10 protein-coding genes and 2 tRNA genes are annotated in these 15,483 nt (G+C 55.8%); 6 read left to right on the top strand and 6 right to left on the bottom strand.

From position 1 onward, the window contains the following. Window positions 1–170: 170 nt before the first annotated feature. Complete coding sequence (pagP, locus tag O1724_RS14785; RefSeq protein WP_032609626.1) at window positions 171–746, top strand: lipid IV(A) palmitoyltransferase PagP; 576 nt, start codon at window positions 171–173, stop codon at window positions 744–746. Here the strand turns inward: pagP and O1724_RS14780 are convergent. From O1724_RS14780 to O1724_RS14770, 3 genes are read right to left on the bottom strand one after another with little or no spacing between them, the layout of a single operon-like run. Then, window positions 743–1,708, bottom strand: coding sequence for an acyltransferase (locus O1724_RS14780; RefSeq protein ID WP_126297261.1), 966 nt, complete (start codon window positions 1,706–1,708; stop codon window positions 743–745). The two genes, pagP and O1724_RS14780, sit on opposite strands and share 4 nt — an antisense overlap. Continuing rightward, window positions 1,705–4,767, bottom strand: coding sequence for an efflux RND transporter permease subunit (locus tag O1724_RS14775; protein WP_126297262.1), 3,063 nt, complete (start codon window positions 4,765–4,767; stop codon window positions 1,705–1,707). Before O1724_RS14775 ends, O1724_RS14780 begins: the two co-directional genes overlap by 4 nt. Continuing rightward, on the bottom strand, window positions 4,767–5,852 hold the full coding sequence (locus O1724_RS14770) for an efflux RND transporter periplasmic adaptor subunit (RefSeq protein ID WP_176691019.1): 1,086 nt from the start codon (window positions 5,850–5,852) through the stop codon (window positions 4,767–4,769). Before O1724_RS14770 ends, O1724_RS14775 begins: the two co-directional genes overlap by 1 nt. A 472-nt stretch (window positions 5,853–6,324) precedes the next feature. Here O1724_RS14770 and O1724_RS14765 point away from each other — a divergent pair, with 472 nt between their 5' ends. The 3 genes from O1724_RS14765 to ldtA all read left to right on the top strand — a co-directional run bounded on the left by O1724_RS14765 (window position 6,325) and on the right by ldtA (window position 10,483). Next, window positions 6,325–6,756 (top strand): universal stress protein, encoded by a 432-nt coding sequence (locus O1724_RS14765; protein WP_003859525.1) that lies wholly within the window; start codon window positions 6,325–6,327, stop codon window positions 6,754–6,756. A gap of 47 nt (window positions 6,757–6,803) precedes the next feature. Next, window positions 6,804–9,497, top strand: coding sequence for a cation-transporting P-type ATPase (locus tag O1724_RS14760; protein WP_023324926.1), 2,694 nt, complete (start codon window positions 6,804–6,806; stop codon window positions 9,495–9,497). Between the two features lie 62 nt (window positions 9,498–9,559). After that, a complete protein-coding gene (gene ldtA, locus O1724_RS14755; RefSeq protein ID WP_032659287.1) occupies window positions 9,560–10,483 on the top strand; it encodes a L,D-transpeptidase in 924 nt (307 codons plus the stop codon). Between the two features lie 92 nt (window positions 10,484–10,575). Here ldtA and O1724_RS14750 read toward each other — a convergent pair. Beyond that, a tRNA-Asn gene (locus O1724_RS14750) sits at window positions 10,576–10,651 on the bottom strand. A 320-nt stretch (window positions 10,652–10,971) separates the two neighbouring features. Here O1724_RS14750 and nac point away from each other — a divergent pair. Together nac and cbl are read left to right on the top strand one after the other, a co-directional pair. Continuing rightward, window positions 10,972–11,889, top strand: a complete 918-nt coding sequence (gene nac / locus O1724_RS14745; protein WP_003859531.1) for a nitrogen assimilation transcriptional regulator NAC — start codon at window positions 10,972–10,974, stop codon at window positions 11,887–11,889. A gap of 96 nt (window positions 11,890–11,985) precedes the next feature. After that, window positions 11,986–12,936, top strand: coding sequence for an HTH-type transcriptional regulator Cbl (gene cbl, locus O1724_RS14740; RefSeq protein ID WP_003859532.1), 951 nt, complete (start codon window positions 11,986–11,988; stop codon window positions 12,934–12,936). A gap of 99 nt (window positions 12,937–13,035) precedes the next feature. On the opposite strand, the gene O1724_RS14735 is transcribed toward cbl, so the two are convergent. Together O1724_RS14735 and O1724_RS14730 are read right to left on the bottom strand one after the other, a co-directional pair. Continuing rightward, window positions 13,036–13,111 (bottom strand) — tRNA-Asn (locus O1724_RS14735). 167 nt (window positions 13,112–13,278) lie between these two features. Then, window positions 13,279–15,468: a TonB-dependent siderophore receptor gene (locus O1724_RS14730; protein WP_023324924.1), complete on the bottom strand. Its 2,190-nt coding sequence runs from the start codon at window positions 15,466–15,468 to the stop codon at window positions 13,279–13,281. Window positions 15,469–15,483: the final 15 nt, after the last annotated feature.

The following is a 15,483-nucleotide window of genomic DNA, read 5'->3' as shown; positions in this document are numbered from 1 at the left end:
ACTACCGCGACACGCGGCCTGAGAAAACGTTTTTATCTTTCCTGAAAGCGCAGAATAAATAAATTTCATCTTATCGGGCGACAACATAAATCAGCCTGTTTGGCTCCGGCTAGGGCTGAATGGTTTACAGTAATAATGATCGCTGTGTGACGTAAGCTGAGGGAATAACGATGCAACGCCTCTTTCCTGCACTGTGGGTAGTCCTGTTTTTAGTCGTATCTCCGCTGCATGCGGAGCAGAAAGTCTATGGCGAACAGCGTATTCATCGCTGGTGGGATGCAGTAACGGACGATATTGCGCAAACCTGGGAACAGCCGGATCGTTACGATCTCTACCTTCCGTTTTTGAGCTGGCATGCACGCTTCATGTATGACAAAGAGAAAACGGATAATTACAACGAAATGCCGTGGGGCGGGGGGCTGGGCGTGTCTCGCTACAACGACGAGGGCAACTGGAGCGCGCTGTTTGCCATGATGTTTAAAGATTCCCACAACGAGTGGCAGCCCGCGATGGGTTACGGCTGGGAGAAGGGGTGGTATCTGGATAACGCAAAAGATTTCCGTCTGGGGCTGGGGGCCGCCGCGGGGATCACCGCGCGCGACGACTTTGCCAACTATGTCCCGCTGCCGTTTATCTTCCCGCTTTTCTCTGCCGGATATAAGCGCGTCACCGTCCAGTTCACCTATATTCCCGGGACCTACAACAACGGCAACGTGCTGTTTGCCTGGCTGCGCCTGGGCTTTTAGAGGGTGATCACTTTTTTGGCCACTGCGTTGGACAGGATCAGCAGCGAAAACAGTACCGACGTAACAAACGTAAGCACAATCAGAGCAAGTTTGGTGCTCAGGGACGTCACCGGAATGAGCGCGGTCAGCAGGTGAAACACCGAGTAGTGCATGATATAGACCCCGGTCATCGTTTTGCTAATGGCGGCCAGCACGGACTCTTTAAACTCCGCATTGCGGCGAAACCGCACGCCATTTGCCGCAATCACCAGGGCAATAATCAGAATGTAAATTTGCGATCCGGTGAGGATAAAGGCGTTTCTGTCTGCTTTAAATAGCGCAAAAAAGAAGTGCCGTTCGTAAAACCATGTGAAGAGATAGATAAACGGTATCGCAATCACCGCGGCCCCGACCACGTTTTTGCGGCCGATCCACGCCGCGATCTGCGGATCGCAAAAGAGCTGGCCTGTCAGATAAAACAGCAGCCACGTCCACAGGCGATACTGCGGCGACAATGAAAGGACGTGGGCATCAGGATAGAGGGCCGACAGCAAATCGTACCCGTATGAGAAAAGCAGCAGGGCGGCAATCACCCCGCAAAAGAGCGTTCGTCGCTGGCTGAGCCGCTCCACCACCGGGTGAAACGTGTAAATCACGATAAACGCGAACACGAACCAGGGCTGGATCAGATATCCGCGCTGGTAGGGCTCCCACAGGTAGTAAATGGTTACCCAGAACAGAAAGACGATCACCAGGCGTTTGATCTTATCCAGCTGCCAGCGCGTGCCGTGTCGGGATTGCCCGTCCAGATACCCTGCAACCACAAAAAATAACGGTGTGGCGATGGTCGAAATGAAGGTTAAAAAACCGAGGATCCAGTGATAGTCATAATCGTAATGATCCCAGGTGTTGTAGATGGTGAAAAAGGTAACCGCCGTCATACAGCCCAGCGTCTTGATGATATTCAGCCCTGTCGCATTCATTGTTGTTCAGCTTTGTCCTTACGATGGAAACACGCGTAAATTACGGGGAGTACCAGCAGCGTCAGGATTGTAGCAAACCCAAGCCCAAACATAATCACAACGGCCATGCTCTGGAAGAACACATCCAGCAGCAGAGGGGCGAGGCCGAGTACGGTCGTAAAGGCGGTGAGGAGGATGGGACGCAGGCGCGACGTGGCGGCGTAAACGATCGCACTGTGCTGATCCTGCTGCGCTTTCTGCTGCTCTATCTCTTCCACCAGCACAATGCCGTTGCGGATCAGCATCCCGCTCAGGCTCAGCAGGCCAATCAACGCCATAAAGCCAAAGGGGATGCCGGAAATTAAAAACCCCGGCGTCACGCCGATCAGCGCCAGCGGCACGGTCAGCCAGATAGCGACGGCGTTTTTCACCGAACTGAACATCAGCACCGTGATCACAAACATCACCAGATACCCGATCGGCAGCGTGGTAAATAGCCCCTGCTGCGCTTCGCTGGAATTCTCCGCGTCCCCGCCCCACTCAATGCTGTAGCCGTGAGGCAGGGGCAGGGCATCTATTTGCGGCTTCACGCGGGCGAGAATATCGCCGGACGTTTGCTGGCTCAACGGGTCAGGGTCGGTCTGCACGGTCAGCACGCGCGAGCGGTCGCGACGCAGGATCAGCGGATCTTCCCACTCCAGCGCGAAGCCGCTGACGACGTTGCTCAGCGGAATATACTGCTGCCGGGTCTGGCTCCAGACCAGGACGTTGTTCAGGTGGTTGGCGTCCAGCCGCTCGCTTTCCGGCGGGCGCACCACCACGGGTAACAGATCGCTTCCTTCTCTGTACAGGCCTGCCCGGCTGCCGGAGAAATTCATCTCCAGTGCGTTATCGACGTCCTGCTTATCCACGCCAAGCTCACGTCCGAGCGCGGTGACGTACTGCGGGCGGATCACTTTGCTGCGGTTTTGCCAGTCGTTCCTGACGCTGTCCGTCGCCGGATCGCGCGTAAGAATGTTGTCTACCTGGCTGGCGATCAGACGCAGCCTGTCGGGATCGGGGCCTTTAATACGCACTTCAATAGCGCTGTCGCCGGAGGGGCCAAACATCACCCGCTTCGTGCTGGCGTTAACCTGCGGATAGTTCCGGGTGATGTACTCATCAACGTGGCGGGTCAGGGCGGGGATGTTACGCTGGTCGTCCATTCTCACCATGATTTGCGCATAGTTGCTGTACTGCCGCTGTCCGCTGTAGGTCAAAATAAATCGCATACTTCCCTGACCAATCGTCGAGACCGTGGTTTCCACACCAGGCTGGCCGTTAATGGTTTTCTCGATATCACCGGTCATCTTCTCGGTCCATTTAATGTCGGTACCGTAAGGGAGCCAGAGGTCGACAAAGAAAATCGGCGTGCTGGAGGAGGGGAAGAAGTTCTGCCGCACCGAGCCAAAGCCCCAGATGGCGGCTGCCAGCAGTGCGGTCATCACCACCAGCGTTGGCGCTTTACGCCGTAACAGCGCGTTGAGCACCGCCTGATAGATCCGATAGATGCGTTTGTCATAGGGATCCGTTTCGTCAGCCTCTGGCGGCGCAGCGTCCCGTTTAAACAGCCACCATTTGATCAGCACCGGTGTAATGGTGAGGGCAGAGAACCAGCTCAGCATGAGCGAAATCAGCAGAACCTGAAACAGCGACTTACAGTATTCGCCGGTAGAGTCCTGCGACAGCCCGACGGGCGCAAAGGCCAGGATGGCGATCACCGTCGCACCCAGCAGCGGCAGCGCAGAACGGCGAATAATGTTGCTAATGGCGTTCATCAGGGACGAGCCCTGCTGCCGGGCTATCAGTACCCCTTCGACAATAACAATGGCATTGTCGACCAGCATGCTGAGGGCGATGATCAGCGCGCCCAGTGAAATGCGCTGTAGTTCAATACCCCAGAGATACATGATCAGCAGCGTACCCAGCACATTAAGCGCGAGGGAAAAGGCGATAATGATCCCGCTGCGTAAGCCCATAAAGATCAGCAACACACCGATAACAATCGCCAGCGCCATCAGGAAGTTAATGATAAATCCGTTAACGGAATGCCCGACCTCCGCCGCCTGATCGTAAAACAGGTCGATATGGATACCTGCCGGTTTCTCGGCTGACATCTGCTCAAGCTTCGCCTCCAGGGCATGTCCCACGTCGATCACGTTAACGCCGGGGATAAAGGAGACGCCCATGGTTACGGCTTCTCTGCCGTTGGCATGGTAGATGCTGGCAGGGGAGGCATCCAGCCCGCGTGACAGGGTGGCAATATCCCGTAAGCGGGTAGCCGCCCCAACGCCCGGCGGGGTCACGATGAGATCGGCCAGCTCGTCAATACTCTCGAATTCACCGGTAGGATGCAGACGAATTGACTCAGTACCGGAGGGGATCTCTCCCGCGCTGGAGACCACGTTCAGCCTGCTGAGCTGGACAGAAAGCTGGTTCAGCGTTATCCCGCGCGCGGCCATTTTGCTCAGAGAAATATCCACGTTAATCTGCTGGGTGAGGGCTCCGCCGATGGCCACTTTGCCCACGCCTGGCACGAGGACCAACTCCCGGCGCAGCTGCTCGGCATACCGGACCAGTTCCGGATTGCTGAATTCATCGCCGGAAATGGCAAAGAAAAAGCCGAACACATCGCCAAAATCGTCATTCACAAACGGGGTCACTACGCCGGGTGGAAACTGTCGGGCGGCATCTCCCACCCGGCGACGCAGTTCATCCCAGATTTGCGGCAGCGCATTTGAGTGGTAGCGCGAGGCTATATTGACCGTGATCTGCGACAGGCCGCTGGAGGAGATGGAGCTGACGTTATCCAGGTAAGGTAATTGCTGAAGCGCGTTTTCCAGTGGCAGGGTGACCTCTTCCTCAACCTGCTGCGCCGACGCGCCCGGATAATGGGTGATCACCACTGCCGTTTTGATGGTAAACGCCGGATCTTCCAGTCTGCCGATGTTCAACAGGGCAATAATGCCGCCTACGCCCAGCAGCAAAATCGTCAGCCAGACGCGAACCGGGTTGCTGATAAACTGACGAGAGATATCCATTACAGTCCCCGTTCACGCGTCCAGATACGTACCGGCTGGTTGGGATGTAACTCCCCAACGCCTGCGGCCACCACGCGTTCACCCGCCTTAAGCCCACCGACGATGATGACCCCCTCAGCGCTGACTTGTCCCACGCTGACCTTACGATCTTCAAGGTGCAACGTATCGCCTTCGCCCGTCACCACCCAGACGTGTGGCTCATTGCGCGGGCGGTTATCCGGGTTAAAGACCGCTTCAACCGGCACCACCAGCGCCTCACTGCCCACGCCCGCCGGTAGGTTGGTTAAATTGATGGTGACCGTTCCGCTGACGCCGCCCACGACGGGAAAATCATCCGGGCGGGGCATGGTTAAAATTATCTGCCAGGTCAAAGTGTTGCTGTCGCTACTGCCTGAGTGCTCTTTGTACACAGCGGTAAACTCGCGACCGGGCAGGGCGTTGATCCTCACTACCGGTTTGTACTGCGCATTGCGGATATCGAAGGTGTTAAACAGGTTCTCTGGAAGGCTGAACACCACGTCCAGCAGATCGGTACGGGTCAATGTGACGACGGGCTGGCCGGCTGAGACGACCTGATGGTTTCGCACATGTACGCTGGCCGCTGTCCCGCTAAAGGGGGCGACGAGCGTCATCTGACTCAATTCTTCGCGTGCAATCTGAAGCGCGGCGTTTGCAGAATCGCGGTTTGCGCGCTGGACATCCATCTCGGCCTTCGACACGGCCTGGCGTCCTGCCAGGGTCTGGAAGCGGTCGAATTGCCGCTGAGCCAGGGTCGCCGCCGTTTGCCTGTCGTTCAGACGCTGCCGGGCTTCGCGATCGTTAAGACTGGCGAGCCGTTGCCCCTGTTTGACAACGACACCCTGGCGAATGTCCAGGGTCTCAATCTGCCCGGCACGTTTGAACGCAAGATCCGTGGCGTCGCCGGATTCGATACGGGCGGGAAAGACGCGCTGCTGCGCGTTGCCAGCCTTCACCACCTCTGCGACTTTTACCATTTTCGGCAGGGGCGCGGCGCGGTCGGATTTCGGATCGCACGCCGTCAGCAGCAATAAAACAGCAGGCAGAAGAGAGAGGTAGCGCTTCACAGTATTCCCCTGATAATAATTGTTTTATTTATTTCGTCATCAATGCTGGGGTGGCGCTATTCTGCCAGGGCCGAGACGACCACATAGGTAAATAAACCGATTGCTGTGCTGGCGATAATGGCGAGCGCAATAAACAAACCAAGGCGAATCAGGCTTAAACCGTACATGCATTCCTCCATGAGGTTGAAGGTGGCGCGGGATAAAGAGAATGAACGTGTTGCATGCCTGACTATGAGCATAGTCGGTGAATAAATAAATGTTAAATAACCATTATTAGTGGCGTGACATACTCAGGCGAAACAAGCGTTACAATAGCGTATCCCCTTTGAATAACATCCTGATATTCCTGTGCTACGTTTAATAGCATCCATTCCTTTTTTCCGTAAAAGGCATTCACGCCTGTACCCATGGGGTTGATGCGATCTCTCCTGATTCACTCACTGTTGTGTTGGTTATAAAAAGGATGCTTGATATGTATAAAACGATTCTGGTGCCGGTGGATGTATACGAAACAGCGTTGTCTGATAAAGCGCTACAGCATGCCCAATTCCTGGCGCAAAGCGCATCGGGTAATGTCCATCTGCTGTACGTTATGCCAAAGTTCTCGGCGGAACTGACCCGCGGTTTTATTGCAGACGCGAGAAAGATGGATGAATATATGATTAATAATGCTAAAGAAAAACTGGCTGCGCTGGTAAAAAAAATCAACCTGCCGGAAGCAAATGTCCATCTGCATGTTCGCAGCGGGAATATACGTGATGAGGTAATCAAACTGGCGGATGAACTTAACGTCGGTGCGATTATTGTGGGATCGCGTAATCCCAATATTCAAACCCATTTATTAGGGTCAGAGGCGGCGAGTATCGTTCGTTATGCGCATGTTCCTGTTTTCGTTATTCGTTAATGACATGAAAGCAAGGTGATTTCTGAAAAGAACCCGAGGAAGGAACGATGATAACAGAAAAGCCTCACCGCCCGTATTATCAACAGACCGTTGATGAAACCCTGACAAATATCCAATCCAGCCTCGACGGACTCAGCAGTACAGAAGCGACCGCCAGGCTGGAAAAATACGGCGAAAACGCCTTACCGCAAAAACCGGGTAAACCCGGCTGGCTGCGCTTTCTGGCCCATTTCAACGATGTCCTTATTTACGTCCTTCTGGCGGCGGCGCTGCTGAAGCTGATAATGGGACACTGGGTGGATATGTTTGTCATTCTTGGGGTGGCTATCATTAACGCCCTGATTGGCCATATTCAGGAGAGCAATGCGGAGAAATCGCTGCAAAGCATTCGTAATATGCTCTCCAGCGAGGCTGTGGTCATCCGGCAGGGCAACCATGAAACTATCCCGACGACAGCGCTGGTGCCCGGAGATATCGTGGTGATACGCGCCGGGGATCGCATTCCTGCCGATCTTCGCGTGATAGAGGCGCACAACCTGCGGGTGGAAGAAGCTATTCTCACCGGCGAATCCACGGTAGTGGAGAAAAGCAGCGATGTGCTCAGCGGCGAACTCCCGTTAGGTGACCGTTACAATCTGCTGTATTCGGGCACCACCGTCAGCTCCGGCGGGGGAAAAGGGCTGGTGGTGGCAACCGGTGGGGAGACCGAACTCGGCCATATCAACCAGATGATGTCAGACATTGAAAAACACCGTACCCCGTTGATGGTGCAAATGGACAAGCTCGGCAAGACCATTTTTATCACCATTCTGGTGATGATGCTGGCGCTGTTCGTTTTCAGCCTCATCTTCCGCGATATGCCCGTTTCAGAGCTGGTGCTGTCGCTGATTAGCCTTGCGGTGGCGGCGGTGCCGGAAGGATTACCGGCCATTATCTCGATCATCCTCTCGCTGGGCGTGCAGGCGATGGCGCGTCGCAAGGCGATTATTCGCAAGCTGCCTACCGTGGAAACGCTGGGGGCGATGACGGTTATCTGCTCGGATAAAACCGGCACCCTGACCATGAATGAGATGACGGTAAAAGCGGTGATTACCGCGGACACCACCTACCGCGTCGAGGGAGACAGTTACGAACCGGTGGGCGCTATTCACCCTGTTGACGATCCAACACCGGTCACCGTGACCCAGGGGTCTGTGCTTGAGCGCTATCTGCGCACCGTCGATCTCTGTAATGACAGCCAGCTGATCAAAGATGAGCAGGGGCTGTGGAAAATCACCGGCGGGCCAACCGAAGGCGCGCTGAAGGTGCTGGCCGCCAAAATCCCGCTTCCGACAATTGACGCCGAATTGCGCAGTAAAATCCCATTCGATTCGCAATATAAATACATGTCCACCCTTTATCGCCTGGGCGACGAAGAGGTGATGTTAATCACCGGTGCGCCGGACGTCCTTTTCCGTCTTTGCCAGCACCAGCAGACCCAAAACGGGCTGGAGCCGTTCAACCTGCACTATTGGGAAGAGAAGATTGAAGAGTATGCGCGCGAGGGATTGCGCATGGTGGCTGCGGCCTGGAAACCGGCCGCCAGCGGGCAGCGCGAGCTGACGCATGCGGATCTGCAAGAGGGGGTCATACTGCTCGGCATTGCGGGCATGATGGATCCCCCGCGCCCGGAAGCCATTTCGGCCATTGCCGACTGCTTGCAGGCGGGCATTCGCGTGAAAATGATTACCGGGGATCATCCACAAACGGCGATGAGCATTGGACAGATGCTGGGTATTGGCAACGCGGCGAGCGCCATTACCGGGCGCGAGCTGGAAGCGATGGACGACCACCAGCTGAGCGAGGCGGCGCAAAAATACGATATCTTTGCCCGAACCAGCCCGGAAGATAAATTCCGCCTGGTGCAGGCGCTGCAAAGTAAGCAGGAAGTGGTCGGAATGACCGGGGACGGGGTGAACGATGCGCCTGCGCTGAAGCGGGCGGATGTCGGCATCGCGATGGGGATCAAAGGTACTGAAGTCACCAAAGAAGCCGCCGATATGGTGTTAACGGATGATAACTTTGCCACCATTGCCCGGGCGGTCCATGAAGGGCGTCGGGTCTACGACAACCTGAAAAAGACCATTTTGTTCGTTATCCCGAGCAACATCGCCCAGGCCCTGCTGATCATTATTGCCCTGCTGGCGGGGAACCTGATCCCGTTAACACCGGTACTGATCCTGTGGATGAACATGGCAACCTCGGCAACGCTGTCGTTTGGCCTGGCGTTTGAAGCGGGTGAGAAGGACATCATGAACCGGCCTCCGCGTAAGTCTAACCTGCATGTGATGGACGGTTATGCCATCTGGCGAGTGGTGTTTGTCGGCCTGATGATTGCCATCAGCGCCTTTGTGCTGGAGGCCTGGCTGCAACCTCGCGGCTACTCGCCGGAGTTCATCCGCACCGTGTTGCTGCAAACGCTGGTCACCGCCCAGTGGTTTTACATGCTCAACTGCCGCGTCACCGACGGTTTCTCCCTGAGTAAAGGTCTGCTGGCTAATAAGGGGATATGGATCGTGAGCGGCGTACTTCTGGCCCTTCAGCTTCTGATCATCTATGCGCCGTTCATGCAAATGCTGTTCGGTACCGAAGCGCTACCGTTCCGCTACTGGATCATTACCTTCCTGATTGGGTTTGCGATGTTCATGATTGTTGAAGCAGAAAAAGTCCTTACCCGGAGATGGCGCACGACGAAAAGATGACTGAATGAGCAGGCTAAGCCTGCCCGCCGGCAGGCTTTCTCTTTGACTGAGTACAGAACACTATGATTCGATTTGCCTCGTTCGTTTTTACGCTTGGTATTCTGGTTCCCGCTGCATCTGCTGTAACCTACCCCCTCCCTCCCGAGGGCAGCCGCCTGGTGGGGGCGCCGATCACCATCACCGTGCCTGAGGGCAATACTCTGCCGCTCGAAGCGTTTGCAGCGCAGCACGGACAGGGGTTGAGCAATATGCTGGAAGCCAACCCGGGGGTGGATCCGTTTTTACCGCGAGCCGGAACACAGCTTGCGGTGCCGCAGCAGCTTATTCTGCCGCCAACGGTGCGCGAGGGAATTGTGGTGAACGTCGCGGAAATGCGACTTTACTATTATCCACCCGGCAGCAACACGGTTGAGGTGCTGCCTATTGGCATCGGTCAGGCCGGGCGCGAAACGCCGCGTAACTGGGTAACCGCCGTTGAGCGCAAACAGGAAGGCCCAACCTGGTCACCCACGCCAAATACGCGACGCGCTTACGCGAAGGAAGGGAAAACGTTGCCCGCGTTCGTTCCCGCCGGGCCGGATAACCCGATGGGGCTGTATGCCCTTTATATCGGCAGGCTGTACGCGATCCACGGTACCAACTCAAATTTCGGCATTGGTCTGCGCGTCAGCCAGGGCTGCATTCGCCTGCGTAATAACGATATCAAATACCTGTTCGATAACGTTTCGGTGGGGACGCGGGTACAGCTTATCGATCAGCCCGTAAAAGTGACCACGGAGCCGGACGGTAGCCGTTGGGTAGAGGTTCACGAGCCGCTTTCACGCAATCGCGCGGAATTTGAATCGACAAATAAGGTGCCGCTGCCCATTTCAGCCGCACAAAGGACGCAGCTGATAAGTGAAGGGGCGGGCGCTGAACTGGAACGGCGGTCGGGGATGCCGGTGAAGCTTGCTATGACTGGTAGCGCTTCGCTTGCCGGGCCTTGAGTACCGTAGGTCGGGTAAGCGGAGCGCCACCCGACAAACTTACCGAACGCAGAAAAGCAAAAAGCCTGCTTTAAAAGCAGGCTTTTCAAATTTGGCTCCTCTGACTGGACTCGAACCAGTGACATACGGATTAACAGTCCGCCGTTCTACCGACTGAACTACAGAGGAATCGTGTGAACGGGGCGCATATTATCGACCTCCGTACGCCTTGTCAAAGGATGGATCGCCCACTTTAGACTGTTTGCTGACAAAACCAGCAAAGTGACGTTTTTGCCAACGGAATGCACCATTATTGTGCAGATATACCCCGCATGGGGCAGATCGGAAACCGTTGTCCCCATCTCAAAACAGGCATCAGTGATTGGCTTTCCTTATTTTCAGCCGCTTAGCAGAGACATACACCCGCTGCAAAAAACTGGCATCCATATTGCAAAACCTGTTTAACAACACAGCCGTTACCGGCACGCTATTTTCGAACAGGGGGCAACATGAACTTAAGACGACTGAAATACTTCGTAAAAATCGTCGATATCGGCAGCCTGACCCAGGCGGCTGAAGTGCTGCATATCGCGCAGCCTGCGCTGAGCCAGCAGGTCGCGACTCTGGAAGGCGAAATGGACCAGCAACTGTTGATCCGCACCAAGCGCGGCGTAACGCCTACCGAAGCGGGAAAAATTTTATATACCCATGCCCGCACGATCCTGCGTCAGTGTGAACAGGCGCAGCTGGCCGTGCACAATGTGGGTCAGACCCTGAGTGGCCATGTCTCCATCGGGCTGGCGCCGGGAACGGCCGCATCGTCGGTAACCATGCCGCTGCTTCAGGCGGTGCGCGCAGAGCTACCGGAAGTGCTGGTTTATCTGCATGAGAACAGTGGTTCCGTGCTCAATGACAAACTGCTCAACGGTCAGCTGGATATGGCGGTGCTGTACGATCGCTCCCCGGTTGCCGGGATCACCAGCCAGCCGCTGCTGAAGGAAGATCTTTATCTGGTCGGTACCCGTGATTGCCCTGGCCAGAGCATTGATTTAACCGCTGTGGCAGAGATGAACCTGTTTCTGCCGCGCGACTACAGTGCCGTGCGCGTGCGCGTTGACGAAGCGTTTTCGCTGCGCCGTCTGACGGCGAAGATCATCGGCGAGATCGACTCCATCTCCACGCTGACTGCCGCCATTGCCAGCGGCATGGGTGTAACGGTTCTGCCCGAGTCTGCCGCACGTTCACTGTGCAGCGCGGCAAACGGCTGGATGGCGCGTATCACCACGCCATCCATGAGCTTACCGCTGTCGTTAAATATGTCCGCGCGCGGCTCCCTGTCACCGCAGGCGCAGGCGGTGAAAGAGATCCTGATGTCTCTGGTCAGTAAGCCGTCGCTGGAAAATCGCGAGCTGCAACTGGTCAGCTGATATTCCAAATAAGCATAAGATGCTGGTTTTTATTATTTGTTCTCCAGCCCGGCTGACTCTAACAATAGCCTTATGTCAGATGCGCCGGAGTGAATTGTGAATTTCCAGCAACTTAAAATTATTCGTGAGGCGGCCAGGCGGGATTACAACCTGACCGAAGTCGCCAATATGCTTTACACCTCTCAGTCGGGCGTCAGCCGGCATATCCGCGAGCTGGAGGAGGAGTTAGGCATTGAGATTTTTATCCGTCGCGGCAAGCGCCTGCTGGGTATGACCGAGCCAGGCAAGGCATTACTGACCATCGCTGAGCGCATTCTCAACGAGGCCAGCAACGTTCGCCGGCTGGCGGATCTCTTTACCAACGACGCTTCCGGTGTGCTGACTATCGCCACCACCCATACACAGGCGCGCTACAGTCTTCCGACGGTTATCAAAGCATTTCGTGAGATCTTCCCGGACGTACGTCTCGAACTGATCCAGGGCACGCCGCAGGAAATCGAAGTGCTGCTGCATAACGGCGGAGCCGATATCGGTATCGCCAGTGAACGGCTGAGCAACGACCCGCTGCTGGTGGCGTTCCCGTGGTTCCGCTGGCACCACAGCCTGCTGTTACCCGCCGATCACCCGCTGAATCAGGTTTCGCCGTTGACGCTGGAAGAGATCGTCAAATGGCCGCTGATTACCTACCGGCAGGGCATTACCGGGCGCTCGCGCATTGATGAAGCGTTCAAGCGTAAAGGGCTCACGCCGGACGTGGTGCTGAGCGCGCAGGATTCCGACGTGATCAAAACCTACGTCGAGTTAGGGCTGGGGATTGGCCTGGTGGCCGAGCAGTCTGGCGGAGAATATGAGGCCGGAAATCTGGTGCGTCTGGATACGCGTCACCTGTTCGATGCGAATACCGTCTGGCTGGGGCTAAAGCGCGGGCAGCTTCAGCGTAACTACGTGTGGCGTTTTATTGAGCTATGCAATGCGGGGCTGTCGGTGGATGAGATCAAACGCCAGGTGATGGAGCCGGAAGAGGTGGCGATTGATTATCAGATTTAGTCGCTAATCAGTAGGCCGGGTAAGGCGCAGCCGCCACCCGGCAAATTTACCGAACCCACAAAAGCAAAAAGCCTGCTTTAAAAGCAGGCTTTTCAAATTTGGCTCCTCTGACTGGACTCGAACCAGTGACATACGGATTAACAGTCCGCCGTTCTACCGACTGAACTACAGAGGAATCGTGTGAACGAGGCGCATATTATCGACCTGCGTGCGCCTTGTCAAAGGGGAAAACACCGTTTTTGTTCGTTTGTCGACAATTTCAGCAAACCGATGATTTAATAGCAAATTTGCTTTCAAATTGCACAGCAAATCGCGCCGCCCGCAGACAGGCGGCGCGCAGGATCAGAACAGAACGGAGTAGTTCAGACCAAACGTACGTCCACGGCCTTTATAAGTATAAAGACCCGGTGCGCCGTAGGTTGGGCTATACAGCCCCGGTGCGCGCTGGCCCCAGGCGGTGGTGTAGTCTTTGTCCAGCAGGTTCTCCACGCTGAAGCTGACTTTGCCCACCGGCAGGGCGTAGCTACCCAGGAAATCAACGGTGTTATAGCCATCAATCTTCTTACCGTCGGCGTCAGACACGTCAAAGGTTTGTGTGCTCTGCACGCGTAGCGTCCAGTCGCCCGGCGCCCAGTTGACCCATGCGCTGGCTTTAGACGGGCTGGCGCTGTCGACCGTCAGCTTCTCCCATTTCCCGTTTTCACGCGTTTCGGACTTGATGGCGTTAAAGTTCGCCCCGGTGCTCCAGTCGCTGTCGGTGAAGAAATAGTCCACCTGGCCTTCAACCCCATAGATACGACGTTTGTCGTCCTCCAGGTTGATGGTCATGTCGCTCTTGTTGATGGTGATGGTTTTATCCGAGAGCGAGTAGTATGCCGCCACCTGGGTACGCAGGTTATCGCCGGTGAAGCGCCAGCCGAGCTCGTAAGCATTGACCTTAATCCCGTCCAGCGTTGAGTCGTTCACATTGACGCTGTTTTGCAGACGATAGTGACCATCGACCAGCTGATAGGTGCCGGAGCCGTAGTACTTCGCCAGGTCCGGGATCTCGAAGCCCTGGGAGAAGTTAAACCACAGCTGTTGCTGTTCGGTCAGACGTCCAAGGATCCCGGCGTTAAACAGGAAGTTGTTGTAGTCGGTTTTCCCGCCCGGCACCGCGTCAGCGGAGGTGGCTTTGCCCGTGGCGATTGCCTGCTGCTGGGCGTAACCGACAAAATCGTCCACCTTGTTTTCGGTGTACTGATAACGCACGCCGCCGCTCAGGGTGATGGCGTCAATGTCATAGCTGGCTTGCAGGAACGGCGCGAGGTTGGTAATGCTGTAACCCGGATAACGGCCCACGTTGTAGGCATTGTCCAGCTCCATGCCGCCGCTCGCCGCCGCTTTGCTTAAGTCGAAGAACTGCTGGTTGGCATCGAACGTTTCATGGTCGGCATCCACGCCCCAGGTGAGGGTCAGGTCGTCCATCGGCTTGCTGTTCAGCGTCAGCTTGCCGCCGTAAAAATCGGTTTTCTGCTGGGACGCGCCAATGCTGGTCACCGCGCCTTTGCTCAGCGTCGGGAACGGGTAGTAGGTCAGGCTCTCGTCACGGTAGTAAATCTGCGCAACCAGATCCTGACCCCAGAAATCGGTGTTCGAGTATTGCAGGTTGATCAGGTGACGCTCTGTGCCCGGGATACGGTCAGAGTTCAGGTTGTCTTTGTTATAGGCTTTGGCATCGCCCGTGACCGCAGCGAAATTCTCCCCAAGGAACAGGCCGTGCTTGCCGTCAGATTCGCTCTTGTAGTACTGCGTGGTTAACTGGAGCTGCTGATGATCGTCGATGTTGATGGTGCCTGTCCCCATCACGTCGATACGGTCGGAATACTGCAAGCCGGTCTGGGTGTTATCGATAATCACCTCGTCGCCGTTGCCGTCATACCAGCCGCCGTAGCGCTGATAGGAGACCGACAGACGACCAGAGGCGTTGTCATTGCCGCCGCTCACGGCTGCGGAGACGTTCTCATCATGGTCGTTATGGCTGTTAAACCCGCTTTTTGCCCCGGTCTGGAACTCCACTTCGGTCTCCGGCTGGCCTTTTTTGGTGACGATGTTCACCAGCCCGCCGGTACTGCCGCCGCCGTACAGCGAGGTGGCGCCGGAGATCACTTCGATGCGGTCAATGTTGAACGGATCGATAGAGTCGAGCTGGCGGCTGTCGCTGCGGGACGAGTTCAGACGTACGCCGTCCACCATCACCATCATGGAGCGACCGCGCAGGTTCATGCCGTAGTTGGTACGTCCCTGGCTGCTGACGTCCATGCCGGGGATCAGCTGGGCCAGAACGTCTTTAATCTCTTTCCCGCCCTGAACCTGCTGCTCAATTTCCGCCCGCTCAATAACCCAGGTGGTTTGCGCCATCTCTGCCACGCTGCGATGTGCCCGGCTGGCGGAGACCACAATATCTTCTTCCTTTTGTTCTTCCGCCCACGCAGAGGTAGAAAGCATGGCAAGCAAGCACGGATTTAAAACCCAAAGATGAGAACGTTTCATTGTTATGTTGATCCT

It is taken from the genome of Enterobacter cloacae complex sp. HYC074_NIDB, from assembly GCF_056673345.1.
The sequence above is the reverse complement of the archived record's forward strand: the minus strand, read 5'-3'. Positions and strand labels throughout refer to the sequence as shown.

Bases quoted from the DNA above. Each gene is read 5' to 3' on its own strand.
- O1724_RS14730 (WP_023324924.1), bottom strand. From the start codon at position 15,468: ATGAAACGTTCTCATCTTTGGGTTTTAAATCCGTGCTTGCTTGCCATG.
- nac (WP_003859531.1), top strand. From the start codon at position 10,972: ATGAACTTAAGACGACTGAAATACTTCGTAAAAATCGTCGATATCGGC.
- O1724_RS14765 (WP_003859525.1), top strand. From the start codon at position 6,325: ATGTATAAAACGATTCTGGTGCCGGTGGATGTATACGAAACAGCGTTG.
- O1724_RS14775 (WP_126297262.1), bottom strand. From the start codon at position 4,767: ATGGATATCTCTCGTCAGTTTATCAGCAACCCGGTTCGCGTCTGGCTG.
- pagP (WP_032609626.1), top strand. From the start codon at position 171: ATGCAACGCCTCTTTCCTGCACTGTGGGTAGTCCTGTTTTTAGTCGTA.
- O1724_RS14780 (WP_126297261.1), bottom strand. From the start codon at position 1,708: ATGAATGCGACAGGGCTGAATATCATCAAGACGCTGGGCTGTATGACG.
- O1724_RS14760 (WP_023324926.1), top strand. From the start codon at position 6,804: ATGATAACAGAAAAGCCTCACCGCCCGTATTATCAACAGACCGTTGAT.
- ldtA (WP_032659287.1), top strand. From the start codon at position 9,560: ATGATTCGATTTGCCTCGTTCGTTTTTACGCTTGGTATTCTGGTTCCC.